Annotated in this window: 12 protein-coding genes, 1 other RNA gene and 1 pseudogene; 2 read left to right on the top strand and 12 right to left on the bottom strand. The window is 34.8% G+C overall.

Going from position 1 to position 20682, the window contains the following annotated elements; all coding sequences use genetic code 11:
• Nucleotides 1-53: 53 nt before the first annotated feature.
• From gltB to ACW2QF_RS08750, 4 genes are all read right to left on the bottom strand, one after another.
• Entirely contained in the window at nt 54-4613 is a 4560-nt protein-coding gene (gene gltB / locus ACW2QF_RS08765; protein WP_455715622.1) for a glutamate synthase large subunit, read from the bottom strand.
• A gap of 928 nt (nt 4614-5541) precedes the next feature.
• Nucleotides 5542-6045, bottom strand: coding sequence for a YdcF family protein (locus ACW2QF_RS08760; RefSeq protein ID WP_455715620.1), 504 nt, complete (start codon nt 6043-6045; stop codon nt 5542-5544).
• Nucleotides 6046-6369: 324 nt separating this feature from the next.
• A complete protein-coding gene (locus tag ACW2QF_RS08755; RefSeq protein ID WP_455715619.1) occupies nt 6370-7584 on the bottom strand; it encodes a metallopeptidase TldD-related protein in 1215 nt (404 codons plus the stop codon).
• Between the two features lie 9 nt (nt 7585-7593).
• On the bottom strand, nt 7594-8931 hold the full coding sequence (locus ACW2QF_RS08750) for a TldD/PmbA family protein (protein ID WP_455715618.1): 1338 nt from the start codon (nt 8929-8931) through the stop codon (nt 7594-7596).
• A gap of 235 nt (nt 8932-9166) precedes the next feature.
• Between ACW2QF_RS08750 and fliK the strand changes: the two genes are divergently transcribed.
• Nucleotides 9167-11059 carry a flagellar hook-length control protein FliK gene (gene fliK, locus ACW2QF_RS08745; RefSeq protein ID WP_455715617.1) on the top strand — a complete coding sequence of 631 codons (1893 nt, stop codon included), beginning with the start codon at nt 9167-9169 and terminating at the stop codon, nt 11057-11059.
• 122 nt (nt 11060-11181) lie between these two features.
• On the opposite strand, the gene ACW2QF_RS08740 is transcribed toward fliK, so the two are convergent.
• Entirely contained in the window at nt 11182-11922 is a 741-nt protein-coding gene (locus ACW2QF_RS08740; RefSeq protein ID WP_455715616.1) for a hypothetical protein, read from the bottom strand.
• A 209-nt stretch (nt 11923-12131) separates the two neighbouring features.
• On the opposite strand from ACW2QF_RS08740, the gene rnpB reads away from it, so the two are divergent.
• Nucleotides 12132-12480: RNase P RNA component class A (rnpB, locus tag ACW2QF_RS08735), an RNA gene on the top strand.
• 73 nt (nt 12481-12553) lie between these two features.
• On the opposite strand, the pseudogene ACW2QF_RS08730 reads toward rnpB, so the two are convergent.
• The 7 genes and pseudogenes from ACW2QF_RS08730 to ACW2QF_RS08700 form a co-directional block, all read right to left on the bottom strand.
• Nucleotides 12554-14212: pseudogene (locus ACW2QF_RS08730) on the bottom strand (nucleoside kinase).
• Between the two features lie 12 nt (nt 14213-14224).
• Nucleotides 14225-14998, bottom strand: coding sequence for a Nif3-like dinuclear metal center hexameric protein (locus tag ACW2QF_RS08725; RefSeq protein ID WP_455715615.1), 774 nt, complete (start codon nt 14996-14998; stop codon nt 14225-14227).
• Nucleotides 14988-15689 (bottom strand): tRNA (adenine(22)-N(1))-methyltransferase, encoded by a 702-nt coding sequence (locus ACW2QF_RS08720; RefSeq protein ID WP_455715613.1) that lies wholly within the window; start codon nt 15687-15689, stop codon nt 14988-14990. The genes ACW2QF_RS08725 and ACW2QF_RS08720 overlap by 11 nt, the downstream gene beginning before the upstream one ends.
• 256 nt (nt 15690-15945) lie before the next feature.
• Entirely contained in the window at nt 15946-17067 is a 1122-nt protein-coding gene (rpoD, locus tag ACW2QF_RS08715; protein WP_455715612.1) for an RNA polymerase sigma factor RpoD, read from the bottom strand.
• A gap of 32 nt (nt 17068-17099) precedes the next feature.
• Nucleotides 17100-18872, bottom strand: coding sequence for a DNA primase (dnaG, locus tag ACW2QF_RS08710; protein ID WP_455715611.1), 1773 nt, complete (start codon nt 18870-18872; stop codon nt 17100-17102).
• A 22-nt stretch (nt 18873-18894) separates the two neighbouring features.
• Entirely contained in the window at nt 18895-19926 is a 1032-nt protein-coding gene (locus ACW2QF_RS08705; RefSeq protein ID WP_455715621.1) for a deoxyguanosinetriphosphate triphosphohydrolase, read from the bottom strand.
• A 246-nt stretch (nt 19927-20172) separates the two neighbouring features.
• Nucleotides 20173-20325, bottom strand: a complete 153-nt coding sequence (locus ACW2QF_RS08700; protein WP_455715610.1) for a FeoB-associated Cys-rich membrane protein — start codon at nt 20323-20325, stop codon at nt 20173-20175.
• Nucleotides 20326-20682 lie beyond the last annotated feature (357 nt).

Raw genomic sequence — 20682 nt, 5'->3', positions numbered from 1 at the left:
AATAACCAATATTCTTTTTTATTTACCTATTGACTTTTGATAGTTGGTCTTTCTTACTTTCTTGTATTTGCATAGAATGCTTCTATTTGCGCTTGCTCACTGCTAAGTCCTTTTTCTTCCATTTGTACAATTGTTTGTAACATTCTACGGTAATCATGTGGAATGATCTTTTTAAACTTAGGAAGATATTCCATGAAATCATCTAGAATTTCTTTACCACGTGCTGAGTTTGTAGCTTTCACATGCTCAGTAATCATGTTCTTAAGTTCCATTACGTCATACTTGTCAGTAACTGGCTCTACTGCAACCATTTCTTTATTCAATCGCATGTATAAATTGCTGTCTTCATCAAGTACATAAGCAACTCCACCACTCATACCAGCAGCAAAATTCTTACCAGTACGTCCAAGAACAGCCACACGACCACCTGTCATGTATTCACATCCGTGATCGCCAACACCTTCAACAACTGCTGTTGCACCAGAGTTACGTACACAGAAACGCTCACCTGCTACACCATTAATGAATACTTTACCACTTGTAGCACCATATAAAGCAACATTACCAACGATAATATTCTCTTCCGCTTTGAAGTTCGAACCTTTTGGAGGATATACGATAATCTTACCACCTGATAAGCCTTTACCGATGTAATCATTACAATCCCCGGATAATTCTAATGTAAGGCCTTTTGGTATAAATGCTCCAAAACTTTGACCGCCTGCACCATGACACTTGATTGTAATCGTATCTTCTTCTAATGTAGTTCCATGAAGTCTTGTAATCTCAGATCCAAGAATTGTTCCAAGGGAACGATCTACATTCGTAACTTCAGCTTCAATTGTTTTCTTTTGTCTATTAACAATTGATGGGCGTAATTTTTTAAGGAATACTTTTTCATCAATTGTGTTCTCTAATTCAAAATCATAGATTTGTTTTGGATCAAAGATATGTGGATTCTTCGCATCTGCATATTCTGTTCCAAGAATAGCTGATAAATCAATCTTATTTGCTTGTTCCTTCTTGAATGTATCCTTAACTTTAAGTAAATCTGTACGACCAACTAATTCATTAATTGTTTTAATGCCTAACTTAGCCATATATTCACGAAGTTCCTGTGCAATAAATCTCATGAAGTTTTCAACGTATTCAGGTTTACCTTTGAAGTTCTTTCTAAGTTCAGGATTTTGAGTAGCTACACCAACTGGACAAGTATCTAAGTTACATACTCTCATCATTACGCAACCCATGGTTACAAGTGGAGCTGTAGCAAATCCGTATTCTTCTGCACCAAGTAAAGCTGCAACTAATACGTCACGACCACTCATTAATTTACCATCTGTTTCAATACGAACTTTGGAACGAAGACCATTCATAATTAATGTTTGGTGTGTTTCAGCAAGACCAAGCTCCCAAGGATGTCCTGAATTATAAATAGAATTAGGAGGAGCTGCACCAGGTCCACCATCATAACCAGATATTAAGATTACTCCTGCACCTGCTTTAGCAACACCTGCTGCAACTGTACCAACACCTGCTTCCGATACTAACTTAACGGAGATTCTTGCATTCTTGTTCGAGTTCTTTAAGTCGTAGATTAATTGTGCTAAATCTTCAATCGAATAGATATCATGATGTGGTGGTGGTGAAATCAAGCTTACACCTGGAGTTGAATGTCTTGTCTTAGCAACCCAAGGATATACTTTCTTACCTGGAAGGTGACCACCTTCACCTGGTTTTGCACCTTGTGCCATCTTAATTTGAATTTCATCCGCACTTACTAAGTATTCAGAAGTTACACCAAATCTACCTGAAGCTACTTGTTTGATTGCAGAACAACGATTCACGCCATCTTTTCCAGCATGAAGACGTGCTAAACTCTCTCCACCTTCACCACTGTTTGATCTACCACCGAGACGGTTCATTGCAATTGCTAATGTTTCATGTGCTTCTTTGGAGATAGAACCGTATGACATTGCACCTGTTTTAAAACGTTTTACAATGGAATCAACGCTTTCTACCTCTTTGATATCAATTCCCTTCTCTGGGAAATTGAAATCCATTAAACCTCTTAGATTAAGACCGGCACCTTCTTCATCGATACATGCTGTATATTCTTTGAACATCTCATAATTACCTGTACGAGTTGCCGCTTGTAATAGGTGAATCGTCTGAGGATTATATAAATGTTCTTCTTGATTACTTCTTAATTTGTGACTACCAACGCTGTCTAATGTTAAATCTACGTTTAATCCAAGTGGATCAAAGGCTTTTGAATGTAGGCGATCCACTTGTTTTTCAATATCTTTGATTGTGATACCACCGATACGGCTTACTGTATCTGTGAAGTATTTGTCGATAACATCTTTGTCGATACCAATCGCTTCAAATATCTTAGAACCTTGGTATGACTGAATTGTAGAAATACCCATCTTAGAAGCTATCTTAACAATGCCATGAAGGATTGCGTTATTGTAATCATCAACTGCAGCATAATAATCTTTATCAAGCATATTATTATCAATCAATTGTTTGATACAATCTTGTGCAAGGTATGGATTAACTGCGCATGCACCATAACCTAATAATGTTGCAAAATGATGTACTTCTCTTGGTTCCGCACTTTCAAGTATCATCGCTACGCGAGTTCTCTTCTTAGTTTTAACAAGATGTTGTTGTAATGCAGATACAGCAAGTAAAGAAGGAATTGGAACATGGTTTTCATCTACCCCACGGTCAGATAGAATCAATACATTTGCTCCCTCTTTGTATGCACGGTCTGCTTCAACAAATAAGTGGTCAATAGCTTTCTCTAATGAAGTATTCTTGTAGTAAGTGATTGGAATCTCTTCTACTTTGAATCCATCTGCTTTCATATTCTTAATCTTAAGAAGATCTGTGTTTGTAAGAATTGGATTGTTTATTTTTAAAACCTTACAATTCTCAGCCACTTCTTCTAAGATGTTTCCATCTTCACCAATGTATACAGATGTAGAAGTTACTATTTCTTCACGAATCGCATCAATTGGTGGATTCGTAACCTGAGCAAACAATTGTTTGAAATAGTTAAACAAAGGTTGCTCTTTATTAGATAATACAGGTAATGGACTATCTGTTCCCATTGCAGAGATTGGTTCTGCACCAGCTTGTGCCATAGGAAGAATTGTTGTCTTGTAATCTTCATATGTATAGCCGAAAGCCTTTAACAACTTAGCTCTCTCATCTTTGGTATATTCCATAACTTTCTTATTCGGAATCTTTAAGTCTTTTAAGCAAACTAAGTTTCCATCTAACCATTCACCATATGGTTTTCTTCTTGCATAACTATTCTTAAGATCCTCATCATCAATTAATTCACCTTTTACCGTATCTACAAGAAGCATCTTACCTGGACGAAGACGTTCTTTCCTAACAATCTTATCAGCTGGAATATCAAGTACACCAACTTCAGATGATAAGATTAGATTATCATCACTAGTGATATAGTAACGAGATGGACGTAAACCATTACGGTCAAGGATTGCTCCCATGATATCACCATCACTAAATAAGATAGAGGCAGGACCGTCCCATGGTTCCATCATTGTTGCATAGTATTGGTAGAAGTCTTTCTTCTCCCTACTAATGGCACGATCATTACTCCATGGCTCAGGAATTGTAATCATTACAGCTAATGGTAAATCCATTCCACTCATTACAAGGAATTCTAAAGCATTATCAAGCATAGCAGAGTCTGAACCCTCTGTATTAACTACTGGAATTACCTTATGCATATGTCCCTTTAAATACTTAGATGCCATAGTTTCTTCACGTGCAAGCATCTTATCTGCATTACCACGAATGGTATTAATTTCACCATTATGTACGATGAAACGATTTGGATGCGCTCTTTGCCAACTAGGATTTGTATTGGTACTAAAACGGCTATGTACCGTTGCAATTGCTGATTCATAATCTGGACATTGTAAATCTTCAAAGAATAAACGTAATTGATTTACCAAGAACATACCTTTGTATACGATCGTTCTACTTGATAATGAAACAACATAGGTATTGTCATTACTTTGTTCAAATACTCTTCTAGCAAGGTATAATTTACGGTCAAAATCAAGTCCTTTATTCACATCCGCTGGTTTTTTTATGAAACCTTGCATGATGTAAGGCATACATTCAATTGCCTTTTGTCCTAATGTATCAGGATTCGTAGGAACCTCTCTCCAGCCAAGGAATTCTAGGCCTTCTTTCTCTACAATAATCTCAAACATCTTCTTTGCTTGATTACGGCTTAATTCTTCTTGTGGGAAGAAGAACATACCAACACCATATTCTCTTTCTCCACCTAATTCAATGCCAAGTGGTTTCACTGCTTTCTTAAAAAACTTATGAGAAATCTGTAATAGGATACCAACCCCATCACCAGTTTTTCCTTCTGCATCTTTACCTGCTCTATGCTCAAGATTTTCTACAATACGAAGAGCATCTTCTACCGTTTTATGAGTCTTGATACCTTTAATATTAACAACCGCACCGATACCACAGTTATCATGTTCAAATCTAGGATCATACAATCCTTGTCTAACACGTTTTGCTTCTTCTACATTCATCTCTCTCATATCTAACCATGCCCTTTCCTTAGCCTGCAAACATTGGGCGCAGGCACTAATTAACGCGTACAAAAAAGGTGCTCTTGACAGTAAACTCCTACTGTACAAGAACACCGTTGTTCTTAATCGTGATTATAATCTAGATTGCACATAGATTCAACAAGAAATTGATTAATTATGTAACATTTGGACAATTGCATAAAAAAAGCTTGCTTTTCGGCTTGTTTTTTGCGCATTTTTTATATTTTTAAAGTTTTTCATCTCTTTTTACTAATTATATTAAGCATATTTGATTTAAAGTTATTTTTATTCTGTTTGTATATTATAAATGATATGTTTAGAATGGGAAAACCTAATTTTATTAACTTACCATTATATTCAACCTCCTAAATAACCGCAAATACTAGATTTCTAGGCGAAAAAAACAAATCATAACACCTCATCTATTCTACCGAAGTTCTTGAGAAAAATCACCTTTTCAATTGCCTTATATGCTTTGCTCCAATTCTCACTTATGCTGGATTCCTTCGGATATTTTTCATTATTTTCAAACCATCTCCAAGATATTGGCCACACATCATTTTGTGGAAGTGTATCAACACTATGTCAGAGTTTTTGGGGTTTAAAGGTTTTAAAAAATAAAAACGCAAAACTCTCAATTACGTAGATTTGCTTCTTAGCTGACGTACTATAACTAAGAAACGATAGCGAAACATCTATAGTCCTTCTTAGTGTGTACGGCATAACCTAGGAAGGCGAGGCAAGGATGCCGAGCCAGCCTGAGCTGAGGCAGGATGCCGAATCGAAGGCGGTTCCGTACCATTTTGATACCTATATCGTACACACTTAGAAGTACTTAGATGTGTAGCGTGTTTCGTGTCATAGTACATCAGCTAAGAAGTTATGAAAACCTATATAGAGTTTTGCATTCACCACACTAATAAACCCACTCATACAATATCCCATACAATTCTCTTACATAGTAAGTAGGTAATAACCACCAAGCTGTCTTTGCCGAAACAGCCGAATACTCTAATCCTAAGGATTCTGCTATTTTTCCTGCACGGTACTCATGAAATTCATTGGTAACAATGGCAATGTCTTTATTCAATTGATAGCTATCAAGTATATCTTTTGAGTAAATTAAATTTTCCCGAGTAGATGTTGACTTCTCCTCTTTATACAATCTCTCTGAACTAATCCCTTGGCTTATAAGATATCGATACATACATTCTGCTTCAGAAATATCTTCATCGGTTCCCTGTCCTCCAGATAATATACATACTGAATTTGGATTCTCGACTAAATAATCATACGCCGCTTCCAATCGCTCTACTAACATTAAACTTGGACGTTCTCCATAGACTTTACATCCAAGTACAATTACAGTTGATTTCTCTTTTGCATTGTTCGTAGCCGCTGTTACCATATAACTGGTCATAATGATTACTAACCCTATAACTATGACTACACATAGGCCAATAATACTTAGCACTATTTTCCCTATAGTTTTGTGGTAAACATTTATTAGACAATTGTTTATACGAGACATCTGACATGCATATACCATTACCAAAAGAAACACAAAGATACCTGTTACATTCCCAATATTCACAATGCCATGTGTAACAAGAGGTAACAAAAACCAAACAACTGCCAAAAATTCAATTAGAAATATTATACATTTTATGATTTTCATGTTATTCATCTGTATCACAATTTACCTTTCAATTATTACAAGGGAAAACCGTTTACGAAACACCTTTTACCTAACCACTTTCATTCTCGAAGCAAATGCATGCTGTCCAAAGAATGGTTTATCTTTACTGAATCCTATATAGTCCTCTCCAAACATATCATATATATTTCCACTTAATGAACACTCCGGTAATCTTCCAAGATATTTACCATTTTGATACAAGAATGCCATCTGTACTGGCGTTGCAAAATCACCTTCATTGGTGCAATCACCACCATCAGCAAACAGGCATAGAATAACTGGCTCGTCACCAATTAATTCATTTAAATTCTTGTCAGAAAGTTTAACGGAGATAGAAGGTGTTTCAAGTGATGGAACATCATCATAATTCGCACCAGCGCAAGCAGTATTCTCTACGTTATACAATTTTGAATTTTTCTTATCGGTATATCCTTTCACTATCACACCATCTTCAATTAGTGAAGTACTATCATCTTCAAGTATACTTCCTTCTGCATCAAAAAATGGAACATGATAATACTCTGGATCTTCTCGATCAATGGATAGAGTAAATGCTTCATGAAACGCTCTCGTTCCTATCTTTTCACAAAATATAGAAGTGCCCCTTCCTACTTCTTCTCCATTAAGAGATTCTATAACTTTAGATAATGAGGAATAGCAATTAATTATAATTGGCTTTTCTATATCTGGTAAAGCAACCATTGTTTCAAAAGCTGTAAGCTGATTTCGTGCTTCCATTAATATAGCATCGACATTATACTCTCTTCCTACATATGCTAGATAACTATCCATGATATTAACAGAGTCCTTGTGTTTATAAATAACTTCAACTGTAACGCTATTATCATAATTAATTAGTTCAAGACCATCGTCATTTTTCAAACTAACTTCTGTTTCTTTTAGACTGATCTTATTACTAAATATAAATTGAGGGTATTCTTCTCGTAATTTAGCTAAAAGTAATTCTGATTTTTCTAGAAAGTCATCTAAATTTAATTTAGGATTTCTTAAGTCTCGTATTCGCCTACAATCTTTCGAAGGTTCATATTCATAAGGAATCTTCAGATTAAGGTTTTGAATTGCAGTTTTCCAGGTTTCGTCACTTGGTTCTCCAAAAGTACCTGCAACTCCTATATACCCATTCTCGTAAACTCGACAACCGGTTTTAACAATATTTTTCTTTCTTATAGAATCTATTTTAGTTTGCGTTACATTCAATGTCGTATCAATTTCTTTTAACTGATAAATTTCCCTAATCATACGCACCTCCTACTGTACCTTGATATTATTAACTCTTACATATGGTCCACCAAAACCAACAGGCAGTGGAAATTGTTCCATCTTACCACAACCACCAAGTGCAAAAGCCTTAATTTCAACGGTATCAGATAATCCATCAATTTCATTCAAAGTTTTCATAACATTACCTGTGATAACAGATATCTTTACTGGTTCTTTGATTTCGCCATTGCGTATCATATATGCTTTTCTTGGTGCAATTGTAAATGTTGACATTCCAGAACCATGTAGGATGTCTTCAATGTAGATTCCTTCTTTTATCTGTGATATTAATTTCTCCTTTGTGTCCGTACCAGCTCCAATATAAGTTGTAGTCATACGAACAATTGGCTCATATTCAAAACTGACAGCTCTTGCATTGCCTGTTTGTGACTCATGTAAAGCAGCGGCTGTGTATGCACTATGTAATCGTCCCGTTAATGTACCATTCTTAATAATATAGTTTTCCTTTGCTCTACACCCTTCATCATCATATGGCACATACCCAGAGCCGTAGATAGTTCCAGTATCAATAATATTAAGGATTTCTGAACCAACCTTCGTTCCAATGGCCCATTCTTTTGCCATCGTTTCATCACCAATCATAAAATCTGCTTCACTTTTATGACCAAAGCTTTCGTGAGCGAAAACACCTGCGGTCAATGGGGAAAGTAGACAAGTATATGTACCAGGAACAACAGGTACCGCATATGTAGTATAGTCTATATCCTTCTCAATTTCTTTCTTTACTTCTTCTTCATGGTTGAACAAATCGCTAATCTTTGTTTCATATATGTCATAGCCCCCTTTATAAGGTTGGCTCCCCACCACGATTGCATATCTAAGTACAACTGTACAAGATTGCGTATCATATGTAATATCTGAACCTAAACTTGAAATAAAATGCTTTTTCGTATATTGATCAAGATAATAAGCCTTGTTTGTTTTAATCTCCTCACGTTCTTGTAGTAAAGGAAGATATTCCTTCAACAGCTCAACCTTTTTCGGATTTGGTATTTCTTTTACACACTCTTTACTAAACTTGATATCCGTTCCCTTATGAACCTCCAAGTGTTTTAGCACCTCATGGTTAAGTATGTCTGTATTGGGAGTTGCCATTTTTGCAAGTAAATCAATTTCTGATTGAATGGACTCTAAATCAGTAATAGAGCTATAATACCATTTTACACCATCAAAGATCCGTATCATGGCTCCTACTTCATTCTTCGTATTATTCTGCGTTAATACCTGATTTTCATAGAGAATCGTTGTTGAATATATACTGTCAATTCTTACATCCGTATATAAATCTGTAGGAAAGTTATACATTTTATTGCCTCCTTATGGTTTTTTGTGTAAAAACTATTTTATCATTATAATACAATTTATTTTATTATTTATCAACTCTTTAGAGATAATAAATTGGAATATTTTAGAAGTGTAATAATTTCGACGAACGGGTCATACTTGTCCAAACCGCATATATATTGTATACTTATATAATTAGATAAATGATCCGATATATATCATATCCAACACTACTTGCTTGAAAGGAGCAACAACAATGAGTTTATTGAATAATGCTATAGGAAATGTTGGCTCGAATCCAAGCAACATGACCCCAAAGAAACGCCCGTCTTCCGGACAAACTTCTACATTTCAAGTTACAGCTGGATCTTCTGACGCAGCAAATGCGACGAATAGTAATCTTAGCTATTCTGCTACTGGGCAGATTCTGATAGACAAAGGTCAGATTATCCGCGGAGAAGTTACAGACATACGAAATAATACCGTATCAATCAAGGTGGACTTAGGAGAAACTATTACCTATCCCCTTCAAGGAGACCCAGAGCTTACTATTGGTCAGACCGCAACCTTTAAAGCAGTTGAAACCGAAGATGGTATTGCTCTTAAAGCAATCTCTATAAAACCATCCCAAGCTAGATTAGCTACCATCAACAAAGCGCTAGAAGAAGCTGGTTTACAAAAGAATGAACGAAATCAAACGATTGTACTTGAATTATTGAATAACCAGATGTCTATCGACAAACAAAGCATTCAAAAAATCATCCAACAATCATTACTAAATAAATATGCTTCCATAAGTACTCTTGTTCTTATGAATAAACATAATATACTTATTAACAATGAAACATCGACCCAATTTGAAAACTATAGGAATCATGAACATCAAATAAATAAGGAAATCGGTACCATTGCAGACGAGATTCCAAAGCTACTTGACAAAGTAAGCACTTTTACTACCTCAAAAAATTTCTTAGCTATTAATGAAGGAATAATGAATATCTTTTTAAAAGATACCAATATATCTGCAGAAATGCCGTTCTCCTCAGTTATAAATTCAAAGGCAGAGATTTCTACCTTGTTAGACATCCTAAAGCCTTTTGCACTAACAGATTCCTTAACAGATACGATTATGAATAGCACTGCAACCTTACGTGATGTAGTGGATTGTATTCAAGATAGCATTACCATGGCTGAACATATGTCCGAGGAACCGCAAGAACCTATTTTAGGTGAAGAAGAGAATAGTTTTAGCCCCAATATTAGGCAAACAGATACATTCCAATCACCAATCATAAGACATATTCTTGATCAATTTACAAATCAACAATTTAGTAGCAATGAATTAGTAACATTCTTAAGTCCACAAAATCGTCAAACGCTATCATTAGCTCTTGCGAACTTCCCATTATCACAGGATATTCGTGATGCTATAATAAATGGACAAATTACTACAAACAAACTACTACATGCTATTAAAACTGCTCTTCCCAATACGAACGTGGTAGATGCTAAATCATTGTATTCTAACCAAGTATTCCAATGGGTAATTAAAGAGCACATTCGTAGTTCAATGTCACTAACAACAGACGACTTAGCAAATAATAAGATAAACGATTATTATGATGCATCTTACAATCAGATAAATGCATTAAGAAATTTCTTGGTAGATTCAGGATTAAGAGATGCTTTTACACGATTAAATGAGACAACGAAAAACTTTCAAGAGAATCTTGAATTCATGAAAGTTTTAAACCAACTTTATCCCTATGTACAGTTACCACTCAAAATGAAAGATCAATTCATTCATAGCGATTTATATGTATATACGAAAAAGAAGAATTTACGTGAGAATCCAGATAATATTAGCGTCCTGTTACATCTAGATATGGAATACTTAGGCCCCATGGACATTCACATTAACTTAACTCGTGGTAATGTTCAAACCAAATTCTATATAACAGATGAGTTTTCAACTAGTCTTTTAAGAAATAATATTGATTTATTAGAAGAAGCTATGACCCGTAATGGATATTTACTTCAAACAGAATTTATAGAACGAAAAAAAGAAATTGACATCGTTAAAGACATTATTGAAAAGGATCAACCAACGACTTCCCTTAAACGGTATTCTTTTGATATACGTGCTTAGCTTTTGATGTCTCCTGTACTGCGAATTATTATTAAGTATATAGACTTTATTTTATAAACTAAAAAAACAGGCAGAAATAAACTTTCCCTTATAGACTATTTCTGCCTGTTTTTTAACTAATACTATTTAAAAACTACTTGCTTTTGATCTTGATAATATTTCATTTCTTCACACCAATGAACACAATTTTCTAGTATTTTCTTAGATGCAGAAGTATATTTCTCCATCAACTCTTCTAATGCCAAGTTGTTCACTCTACAGTCAATGAATATATCCCTTGTTTCATGAATGATTTTACCTACTGTCTCCTCATCCATATATTCAAAGATTTCAGTCATTCTTGGCTCTAAATCTGACTTGAATTTTTCCTCAAAAACAGTCATATCTTGATATTTCAACGATTCATCTAATAAACCAAATAATTTATTATGTAACTTCTCTGGTATACCAGCATGAATTCCTATCAATGAAAATAATCCCTCTAAAGTATAGATATCCTTGCCATATGTATTGATTCCATTCTCATCAAACGTTTCAGCAATTAGGTTAATTGTCTTTCTCATGATATGTTGTTGTAAATTATTAATCTTGTTGCACATTTTACTATAATTAACTTTTTCCATATTACCATACCGCAGAGAAAATACCCACGAGACTAATATAACTGCTCTATATTTCTCAAGCATAATCAGATCACTATCATACCGCTGAAGTCCCTTTGCTTTCAGCGATAGGAAACAATATTCCTCGTAAGTAAGGTTTAAATCACTAACAATTCTAAGACCTTTCTTTTCGTCCATAAGCTCCTTCTCAAGTAAGTGTTCAATTTCTAACAATGTTAAAGGCGTTTGTAATAAGTTCATAATTTCTCCTCCTTTGTCCTAAATGATTTCTTAAGATTTACCTACGCATTTATATATATGTACAACTTATTAATAAAATGTTAATAATTTACACTTTTACTGTATGAAATTTAGTACAAGTCTTTTTAATTATCTTTATCGCTATTTTTTTGAATTAATTTTGATTTTAGATTTACAATTAGTAATATTCATGATAGAATATATTTTCGTGAGTAGCACAGATGATTGCGCCTATTAGTACCGAAAGGTCTTAGGTGAGGAAAGTCCGGGCTTCATAGGGCAGGGTGCCGGATAACGTCCGGTGGAGGTGACTCCAAGGCTAGTGCAACAGAAATATACCGCCAAATTCGTTTGGTAAGGATGGAAAGGTAGAGTAAGAGACTACCGCATCCTTGGTAACAAGGATGGCTATGTAAACCCCACTCGAAGCAAGACCGAATGGAGAGCGATACGGTTGCCCGCCGTGCTTTCGGGTTGGTCGCTTGATCTTATTGGCAACAATGAGACTAGATAGATAATCATCTAATACAGAACTCGGCTTATAGTGCTGCTCACATGAATAATAAGAATTTTTCTATATGTTTATATAAAGTAACTGCTCAACCTATTTGCTTGAACAGTTACTTTTTTCTTAATCAACTTTAAAGTAACTTCCCCCAATAAATTCTCTTATAATTGAATTACGTGGGATTTCTTCTGGACTCACTCCAATGAAATAATCTAAGAATTTCAATAGTCTCTTCGCTTCTACATATTCTGGGCATTCTCGATCGATTCCAAACAGAATTGGTTCAGCATATAATTTAAGTACTGCTAGTTCATAGATTGATGCAGAATTAAACATGATATCCGCTTCTTCTTGGAATGGGAAGATATTCTCTTCTTCTCCTCTACGAACAGATGGCCACATAGCTATTGTATCTTTAGCAGAAATTCCTCTTGTTCTTGCATCTCTTACCATTCTACGGATCAATCTACCATCCGTTGTTGGAATACGATTATGTTCATCGATATTTAACTGCGTTAACGCACTTATATAGATCTTAAATTTACTTTCCTTTGGAAGAGAATAAGACTATTTATCATTTAATCCGTGAATTCCTTCAATAACAAGTATATCGTCTTTTCCTAGCTGTTGATAGTTTCCTTTGTATTCACGCTTACCTGTCTTGAAATTAAATGTAGGTAATTCAACACATTCTCCGTTTAATAACCCCATCATGTCTTTGTTAAACTGCTCAATATCTAATGCTTCTAAACATTCAAAATTAGGATTACCTTCTGCATCTAGCGGTGTATGATCCCGATCCACAAAATAATTATCAAGCGCGATTGGTAATGGGTTAAATCCATGTGTACGCAATTCAATTGATAGTCTATGAGAGAAGGTTGTTTTTCCTGATGAAGATGGACCAGAAATCATAATAAACTTATTCGTTCCATTTGCTATAATCTTCTCTGCTATTTCACCAATTTTCTTTTCCTGAAGTGCCTCTTGTACAAGAACTAAATCATTAATTCCGCCTTTGCAGATTACATCATTCAAAGCACCAACAGTTTCAATTCCCATTGTCTTACCCCAGCTATTGGATTCTTTTAATACTTGGAATAATTTCTGAGTTGGCGCAAATGGTGGTACAACTCTTGTATCTCCATCTGGTAATTGCATAACTAATCCATCATCAAACTTATAAAGTTTGAAGTATTTTAAAATACCCGTCGTTGGAGGCATATAACCATAGAAGTAATCTTCAAAACCTCCAAGTTTATAGATATTTGCCTTAGAAACTCGACGATAACGGAATAATTTTTCCTTATCGTACATACGGTAATTCCCAAATAATTCAATTGCTTCATCGGTATTGATACTTCTCTTTTGGAATGGTATATCATCTTCCACTATTTTTCTCATACGTGTTTCAATTCGCTCAATTAATGCTTCATCCATAACAGCATCTGATTGAATCTCACAGTAATAACCTGGTCCAATTGCATACTCTACTAGTACTTTTTCAACGTTTTCATGACCTATTTCATCATGTATAGCTTTTAAAAGAACTAGTGTCATCCCTCTCATGTATGTCTTATGACCAGCTGGATCTTTCGTAGTTAAAAATCTTACTGTACAGTCTTTGGTAACAGGTTTGAATAACTCTCTAAGTTTATTATCAACGAATGCAAGAATGATATCATCTTTATAATCTTTTTGATAATCTTTACTAATCTCAAGCAAACTAGTATTTTCTTCGTAAACTCTTGTCTCTCCATTAACTACTACATTAACACTCATAGACGCTCTCCTCTAGATAATTTTAAATGGTGATTCTTCCTTTGCCATTAGAACGGTAACTTCACTAACTTCAAGATGAGAAGCTAGCCATTCTACCATAAAGCGCTCTGTTCCATAATGTCCTGCATCAATAATACTAAGATTTCTTTCAAGCGCATCAAGAGCCTTATGATGTCTTATATCCCCTGTAATAAGTACATCTGCTCCCATCTGTATGGCATTCTCTATAAAATCTTCCCCTGAACCTGTTGAAATTGCAACCTTATTGATTTCATTGGATAAGTCTCCAACAACTCGAACATCATCGAGTTTAAACTGCTCTTTCACTTTATTTGCTAATTCAAGTAAAGTCATAGTCTTTCCTAAGCCACCAAAACGACCAATTCCAATTTTATCATCCCCCGCCACGGCAGGTTCTAATGCAATTGTATCGTTAAGACCTATCATTGCAGCTGATTCTTCTGCCATTATTGCTATATCCATGTTAGTATGCATCGCATAATAAGCTATGGAGTGATTCATCATACTTAGAATTCGTTTCCCTATAAAATCGCGATTCGTAATCTTCTTCATTGGCGAAAAAATCAGCGGATGATGGGTAATAATCATATCACATTTTTGATTAATAGCTTGTTCAATTACATCTGTTGATGGGTCAAGTGCAATAAGAATTTTGTGTATTTCTTGCTCTTCGTCACCCACTATTAAACCTACATTGTCCCAATTTTCTGCATAATGAATTGGCGCAATTGTCTCTAGTTTCTTCATTAAATCTCTACATTTCATAATACTGTAATCCTTCTTCTATATATTCTAACTGTTGTTTCACTTCTTCTTCTCTCTTCTTTGAATGCTCTGTTTGCATCGTAAGTAATTTGTTTTGTATACTTTCATATGTTGCCTTTTCCTTCATAAGAAACTGATATAGGATTTCATTCTTATTCTCTAGTAATTTGGCTCCATATTGATAGCAAACTTCTTTCGTATACCTTTGTTGGTAATCCTCCTTTGTAGCACGCATCACCACGTAATATTTTCCGTCATCAATAATCATATTCTCATCTGTAATTTGATATCCAATCTTATGGAGATATTTCCTAACTAAAAAGATTTCAGATTGTGGCTGTAATATTAATTCCGAACATGATTCAACTACTTCCTTACTATCCGATAAAATTTTAACAACTAATCCTCCACCCATTCCTGATACGAGTAATGTATCAACTTCACCAGGCTCTATGTTCTTTGCACCATCTGACAACCTTGTCTCAATTATAGAACTATATCCGAAACGAGCAATGTTCTCTTTTGCTCGTTCTAATGGCCCTTTATTAATATCGCAAGCAATTATTTTTGGAGCAATTCTATTTTCCACAAGATATATAGATGTATATGCATGATCACATCCTATATCTGCTACACGATTATTCTTAGTTACAAGTGCAACTGCTGCACCAAGTCTTTTTGATATTTGCATTTCGTACCTCTTCTGTTAATATATTATAGCACATTGTTGGAAAAAGTTCCATAAATTTCATAATAATTTGTAATCTATTCATTATATTTTTTGTTTATATATGTGCATTTTTCTAAATTTCAGTTTTCAATAAGTAAATGTTTGATTAATACGTCAAACATATACATTTTTCTTATATTCTCACTTGTAATATTTCATCTAAAAAAGCCTAGGATGAATTATTAAATTCTACTTAGGCTTTGTATTTCTTGTGTATTTATTCTAAATAATCCTTTAGTTTTCTACTTCTACTTGGATGACGAAGCTTTCGTAAAGCTTTTGCTTCTATTTGTCTAATTCTTTCTCTTGTTACATTAAATTCTTTACCAACCTCTTCAAGCGTTCTAGCTCTTCCATCATCCAACCCAAAACGTAAGCGTAATACCTTTTGCTCCCTCTCAGTTAAAGTACTAAGTACCTCTACTAATTGTTCTTTTAACAAAGTAAATGCTGCTGCTTCAGCAGGTACTGGTACATTATCATCTTGAATAAAGTCACCTAGATGGCTATCCTCTTCTTCACCTATTGGTGTTTCTAGAGATACTGGCTCTTGAGAAATCTTTTGTATTTCTCGAACCCTCTCTACAGGTAACTTCATAACCTTAGCTATCTCTTCTGGTTGTGGCTCTCTACCTAATTCTTGAAGTAATTGACGTTGTACGCGAATTAACTTATTGATTGTCTCAACCATATGAACTGGGATACGAATGGTTCTAGCTTGATCAGCAATTGCTCTTGTTATGGCTTGGCGAATCCACCAAGTTGCATAGGTACTGAACTTATATCCTTTCGTGTAATCGAATTTTTCAACTGCTTTGATAAGTCCAAGATTACCTTCTTGAATTAGGTCTAGAAATTGCATCCCTCTTCCTACATAACGTTTTGCTATACTAACTACAAGACGGAGATTTGCTTCTGCAAGACGTTTCTTAGCCATCTCATCTCCTTCTTCCATCCTTTTAGCTAGCTGTATCTCTTCATCTGCATTAAGTAGTGGGACTTTACCAATCTCCTTAAGATACATACGAACAGGATCTTCAACACTAATGCCTTCTGGTACAGAGAGATCTATATTTTCTATATCTTCAATTTCTTCTCCTTCTTCTAGAAGAATCTCCTCAGGAACAATATCTTCTTCTTCCTCTTTAGAAGTAATTCGTAATACATCAACCCCATTTTTTTCAAGATAAGAATAGATTTTTTCAATCTTTTCTTCATCAATATCCATGTCAACAAAGAAATCATTAATTTCCTGATATTCAAGAACATTTTTCTTGGATTTTGCAAATTCAAGGAGTTCTTTTAATTTCTCCGCAAACTTTGCCACATTTTCGTCCATCGTAGTCCACCTCTTCCTAATCTGTTAATATTCTAACCATCAATAAGAGAAATATGCAATTTTTGTAAATCTGCCTGTTCCTTTATTAAACTTTGCATTTGCTCAATATCTGTAACATTTCTACTTCTTATATCCAGGCTATATTTTTTAATACGGTAAACCAAATCATTAAGTGCTTTTTCTTTCTCTAACATACTCATCTCTTCTTGAAACGAAGTACTAAACAAGGAAGCTACTTCACTTTGTTCTTCTTTACTCTCAAACTGATTAATAATCTTTGCTGGTATAACTTGCCCTATTTCTTTATATTGTCCAAACAACATTCCAGCAACTGCTTGATATAATTCACCGTCAAAGTCCTTCTCACTAATCACTCCATTTAATTTCTGGAATAATCGTGTATCCTCTATCATCCAGGTCAATAATAATTTACTTGCTTGTCTCATGCTATCTTCTGCTGTAACTCTCTTATTACTTCTTTCCTGAACTTTCTTAACGACTGCTTGTGAAGGAACCATGGTAGCACCATAGTGATTCACTAATTTTCGAAGATTATCAAATCCTACATGATACTTACGATCCATTGCCTCAATATAATTATTTCTTTCAATTTCTTCTGTGAATACTAATAGCTTCTTGGCAACCTCATTAAAAAACTTTGTTTTCTGCTCTGGATCGTTCAAATCATAGTCTCTTTGAAGTACATCAATTTCAAAATAGAAACTATTCTGTGCCTCATCTATTCTCTTTTGGAACTCTTCAGCCCCCAGCGCTTTAATAAACTCATCAGGGTCCTTATAAGGTTTCATGTTAATGACCTTTGTACTAAGCCCCGCTTCCTTTAATATTGGAATTGCTCTAAGTGCTGCTTTCGTACCCGCGCCATCACTATCATATGTTATTAACACTTCACCAGTATATCGTTTCAACAGATTTGCTTGCAAACCTGTGAATGCAGTACCTAATGATGCAACTGCATTTGTAAACCCTGCTTGATGTAATGCGATAACATCCATATAACCTTCACATATAAGCATATTATGCTTTCTAGATGTTCTAGCTACATTCAAACCATATAAATTCCTACTCTTATCAAACAATAATGTTTCGGGTGAATTCAAATATTTCGGTTCACCCTCTCCCAGTACACGACCACCGAATCCGATAACTCGATTGTTCACATCCATAATCGGGTACATAACTCGGTTCCAAAACTTATCATAGGCACCTTTTGTTTCATCAATCGTTACTAATCCTGATTGTTTAAGAATTTCATCACTATATCCTAACTGTTTTAGATATTGATATAAGTCATTGCTGTATTTATTGGAATACCCAAGACCAAACTTATTAATTGTTTCGTCACTGAGCTTACGGTTTGTTAAATACTCATATGCAGTTGTACCTCGTTTTGATTTTAACTGATAGAAAAAGTACTTGGCTGCTTGTCGGTTAATCTCTAACAACTGCCCTTTCAAATCTGCCTTTTTCTTTGCTTCTGGGCTATATTCTTGTTCTGGTAATGTTATGTTCACTCTTTCAGCCAGATACTTAAGAGCTTCAACAAAGGAGTAGTTTTCGTATTCCATTACGAATGTAAAAACATTTCCTCCTACTCCACAACCAAAACAATGGTACATCTGCTTTTGTCCACTAACACTAAAGGAAGGGGATTTTTCATTATGAAACGGACATAAGCCCATATGATTATTTCCTGTACGTTTTAATTTTACGTGCTCTGAAATAACGTCTACTATGTCATTTCTTTGTCTTATCTCTTCAACTAAATCCTCTGGGTAATACATCAGATTGCCTTTCCTTTCTAAGCTAATAAATTCCCCATGAATGTGGGATCATTAACTCTTTAAATTTACTAATTGCATAACGATCCGTCATTCCCGCTATGTAGTCGCAGACAACTTGTTCTTCTGATTCATGAGTTTTCTCCATCATTTCTAAATACTCATCTGGTAACTCATTAATATGTGTAATATAGTATTCAAATAATTGTTTTAATAAGTTTTCTGCCTTTTTTTCTTGGCTCTTTGCCACTTTATTCGTATATACACTACGAAACATATATTTTCTTAAAGATAACATTGCCTCCTCAACTTCTGGAGACATTACAATATCATTCTTACCTTCACTGTTAATTACGATATCATGGATAAGTGTATTCAGACGTTCTCTTGGACTATGTCCTAAGATATCCGTATAGATACTCGGTATTTCTTCTTCCTTGATTATCATTCCGCGAATCGCATCATCGATATCGTGATTGATATAAGCAATCTTATCCGATAATCGTACAATCTTACCTTCTAAGGTAGATGGTTTTCCACTAGTTTGATGATTACGTATTCCATCTCTAACTTCTCTAGATAGGTTTAATCCTTCACCATGTTTTTCAAGCAGTTCAACCACACGAATACTTTGAATATGATGTTCAAATCCACCTTTACAGGCTTCGTTTAGGGCTCTTTCCCCAGCATGTCCAAATGGAGTATGTCCAAGGTCATGCCCCAAAGCTATCGCCTCTGTTAGATCTTCATTCAAACGTAGCGCTCTTGCTATGGTACGAGCATTCTGTGCCACTTCAAGGGTATGCGTCAGACGTGTTCGATAATGATCCCCTTCAGGTTCGAGGAAAACTTGTGTTTTGTGTTTTAATCTACGGAATGCTTTACAATGTAAAATACGATCGCGATCTCTTTGATATACAGTTCTTAGGTCGCAAGGTTCTTCATAAATATCCCTACCAAGGGACTCATCACTAAAAGAAGCAAAGGGACTTAGGTTTTGATGCTCTCTAAGTTCTTGCTTTTGACGTAGATTAAGCCCTTTTTCATTCTCTAACATAACTTCTGCTTGTCTTAATTGTTCCAATAACTTAAGATTTTTATCCATTTGATAAAACCTCCTTAGCAAAAGTGCTTGCCTATTACTATGTATATTCTACTTAACGATAGAATTTTACTTTTTATATCGTGCTAAATACTTATATTATACTAAATATTTTTATATTTTAAAAGAGTTCTTTCAAAAATAACATTTTTTTATAGAAATACAGGTAGAATACACTCGATATTATACCTGTATTTGCATCTATTTTGTTTTATTACTATGACACTTATTACTAGAAGGACATTCGGAACAGCCGCAATTGCAGAATTTACCTGCTTTTATATCCTTGACTTTCTTTCGTATTACGAATGCAGCATATAATAGAATTAAAGCTACTATAATTATTGAAATCATGTGAATTCCTTCTTTCTATAATAGATACTAAATTAGGTCGCCAAATTGCCACTCTGAACTAATTATCTATTCGACTACTTGCTCGCATTTGTGTATCAGCAAAGTAAATCAGCAAAACTCTTAGTCACCTATCATTGCTTCCTAGCTTACGTACTATGACTAAGAAACGATAGCGAAACATCTATAGTACTTCTTAGTGTGTACTAAATACCCCAGGAATGCGAGGCAAGGATGCCGAGCAAGACTGAGCTGAGGCAGGATGCCGAATCGAAGGCGTTTCCGTATCCTTTGAATATCTGTAATGTACACACTTAGAAGTACTTAGATGTGTAGCGTGTTTCGTGTCATAGTACGTAA

The sequence above is a fragment of the Anaerosporobacter sp. genome (assembly GCF_965301125.1).
This window is presented reverse-complemented; position numbering and strand designations above follow the sequence as displayed.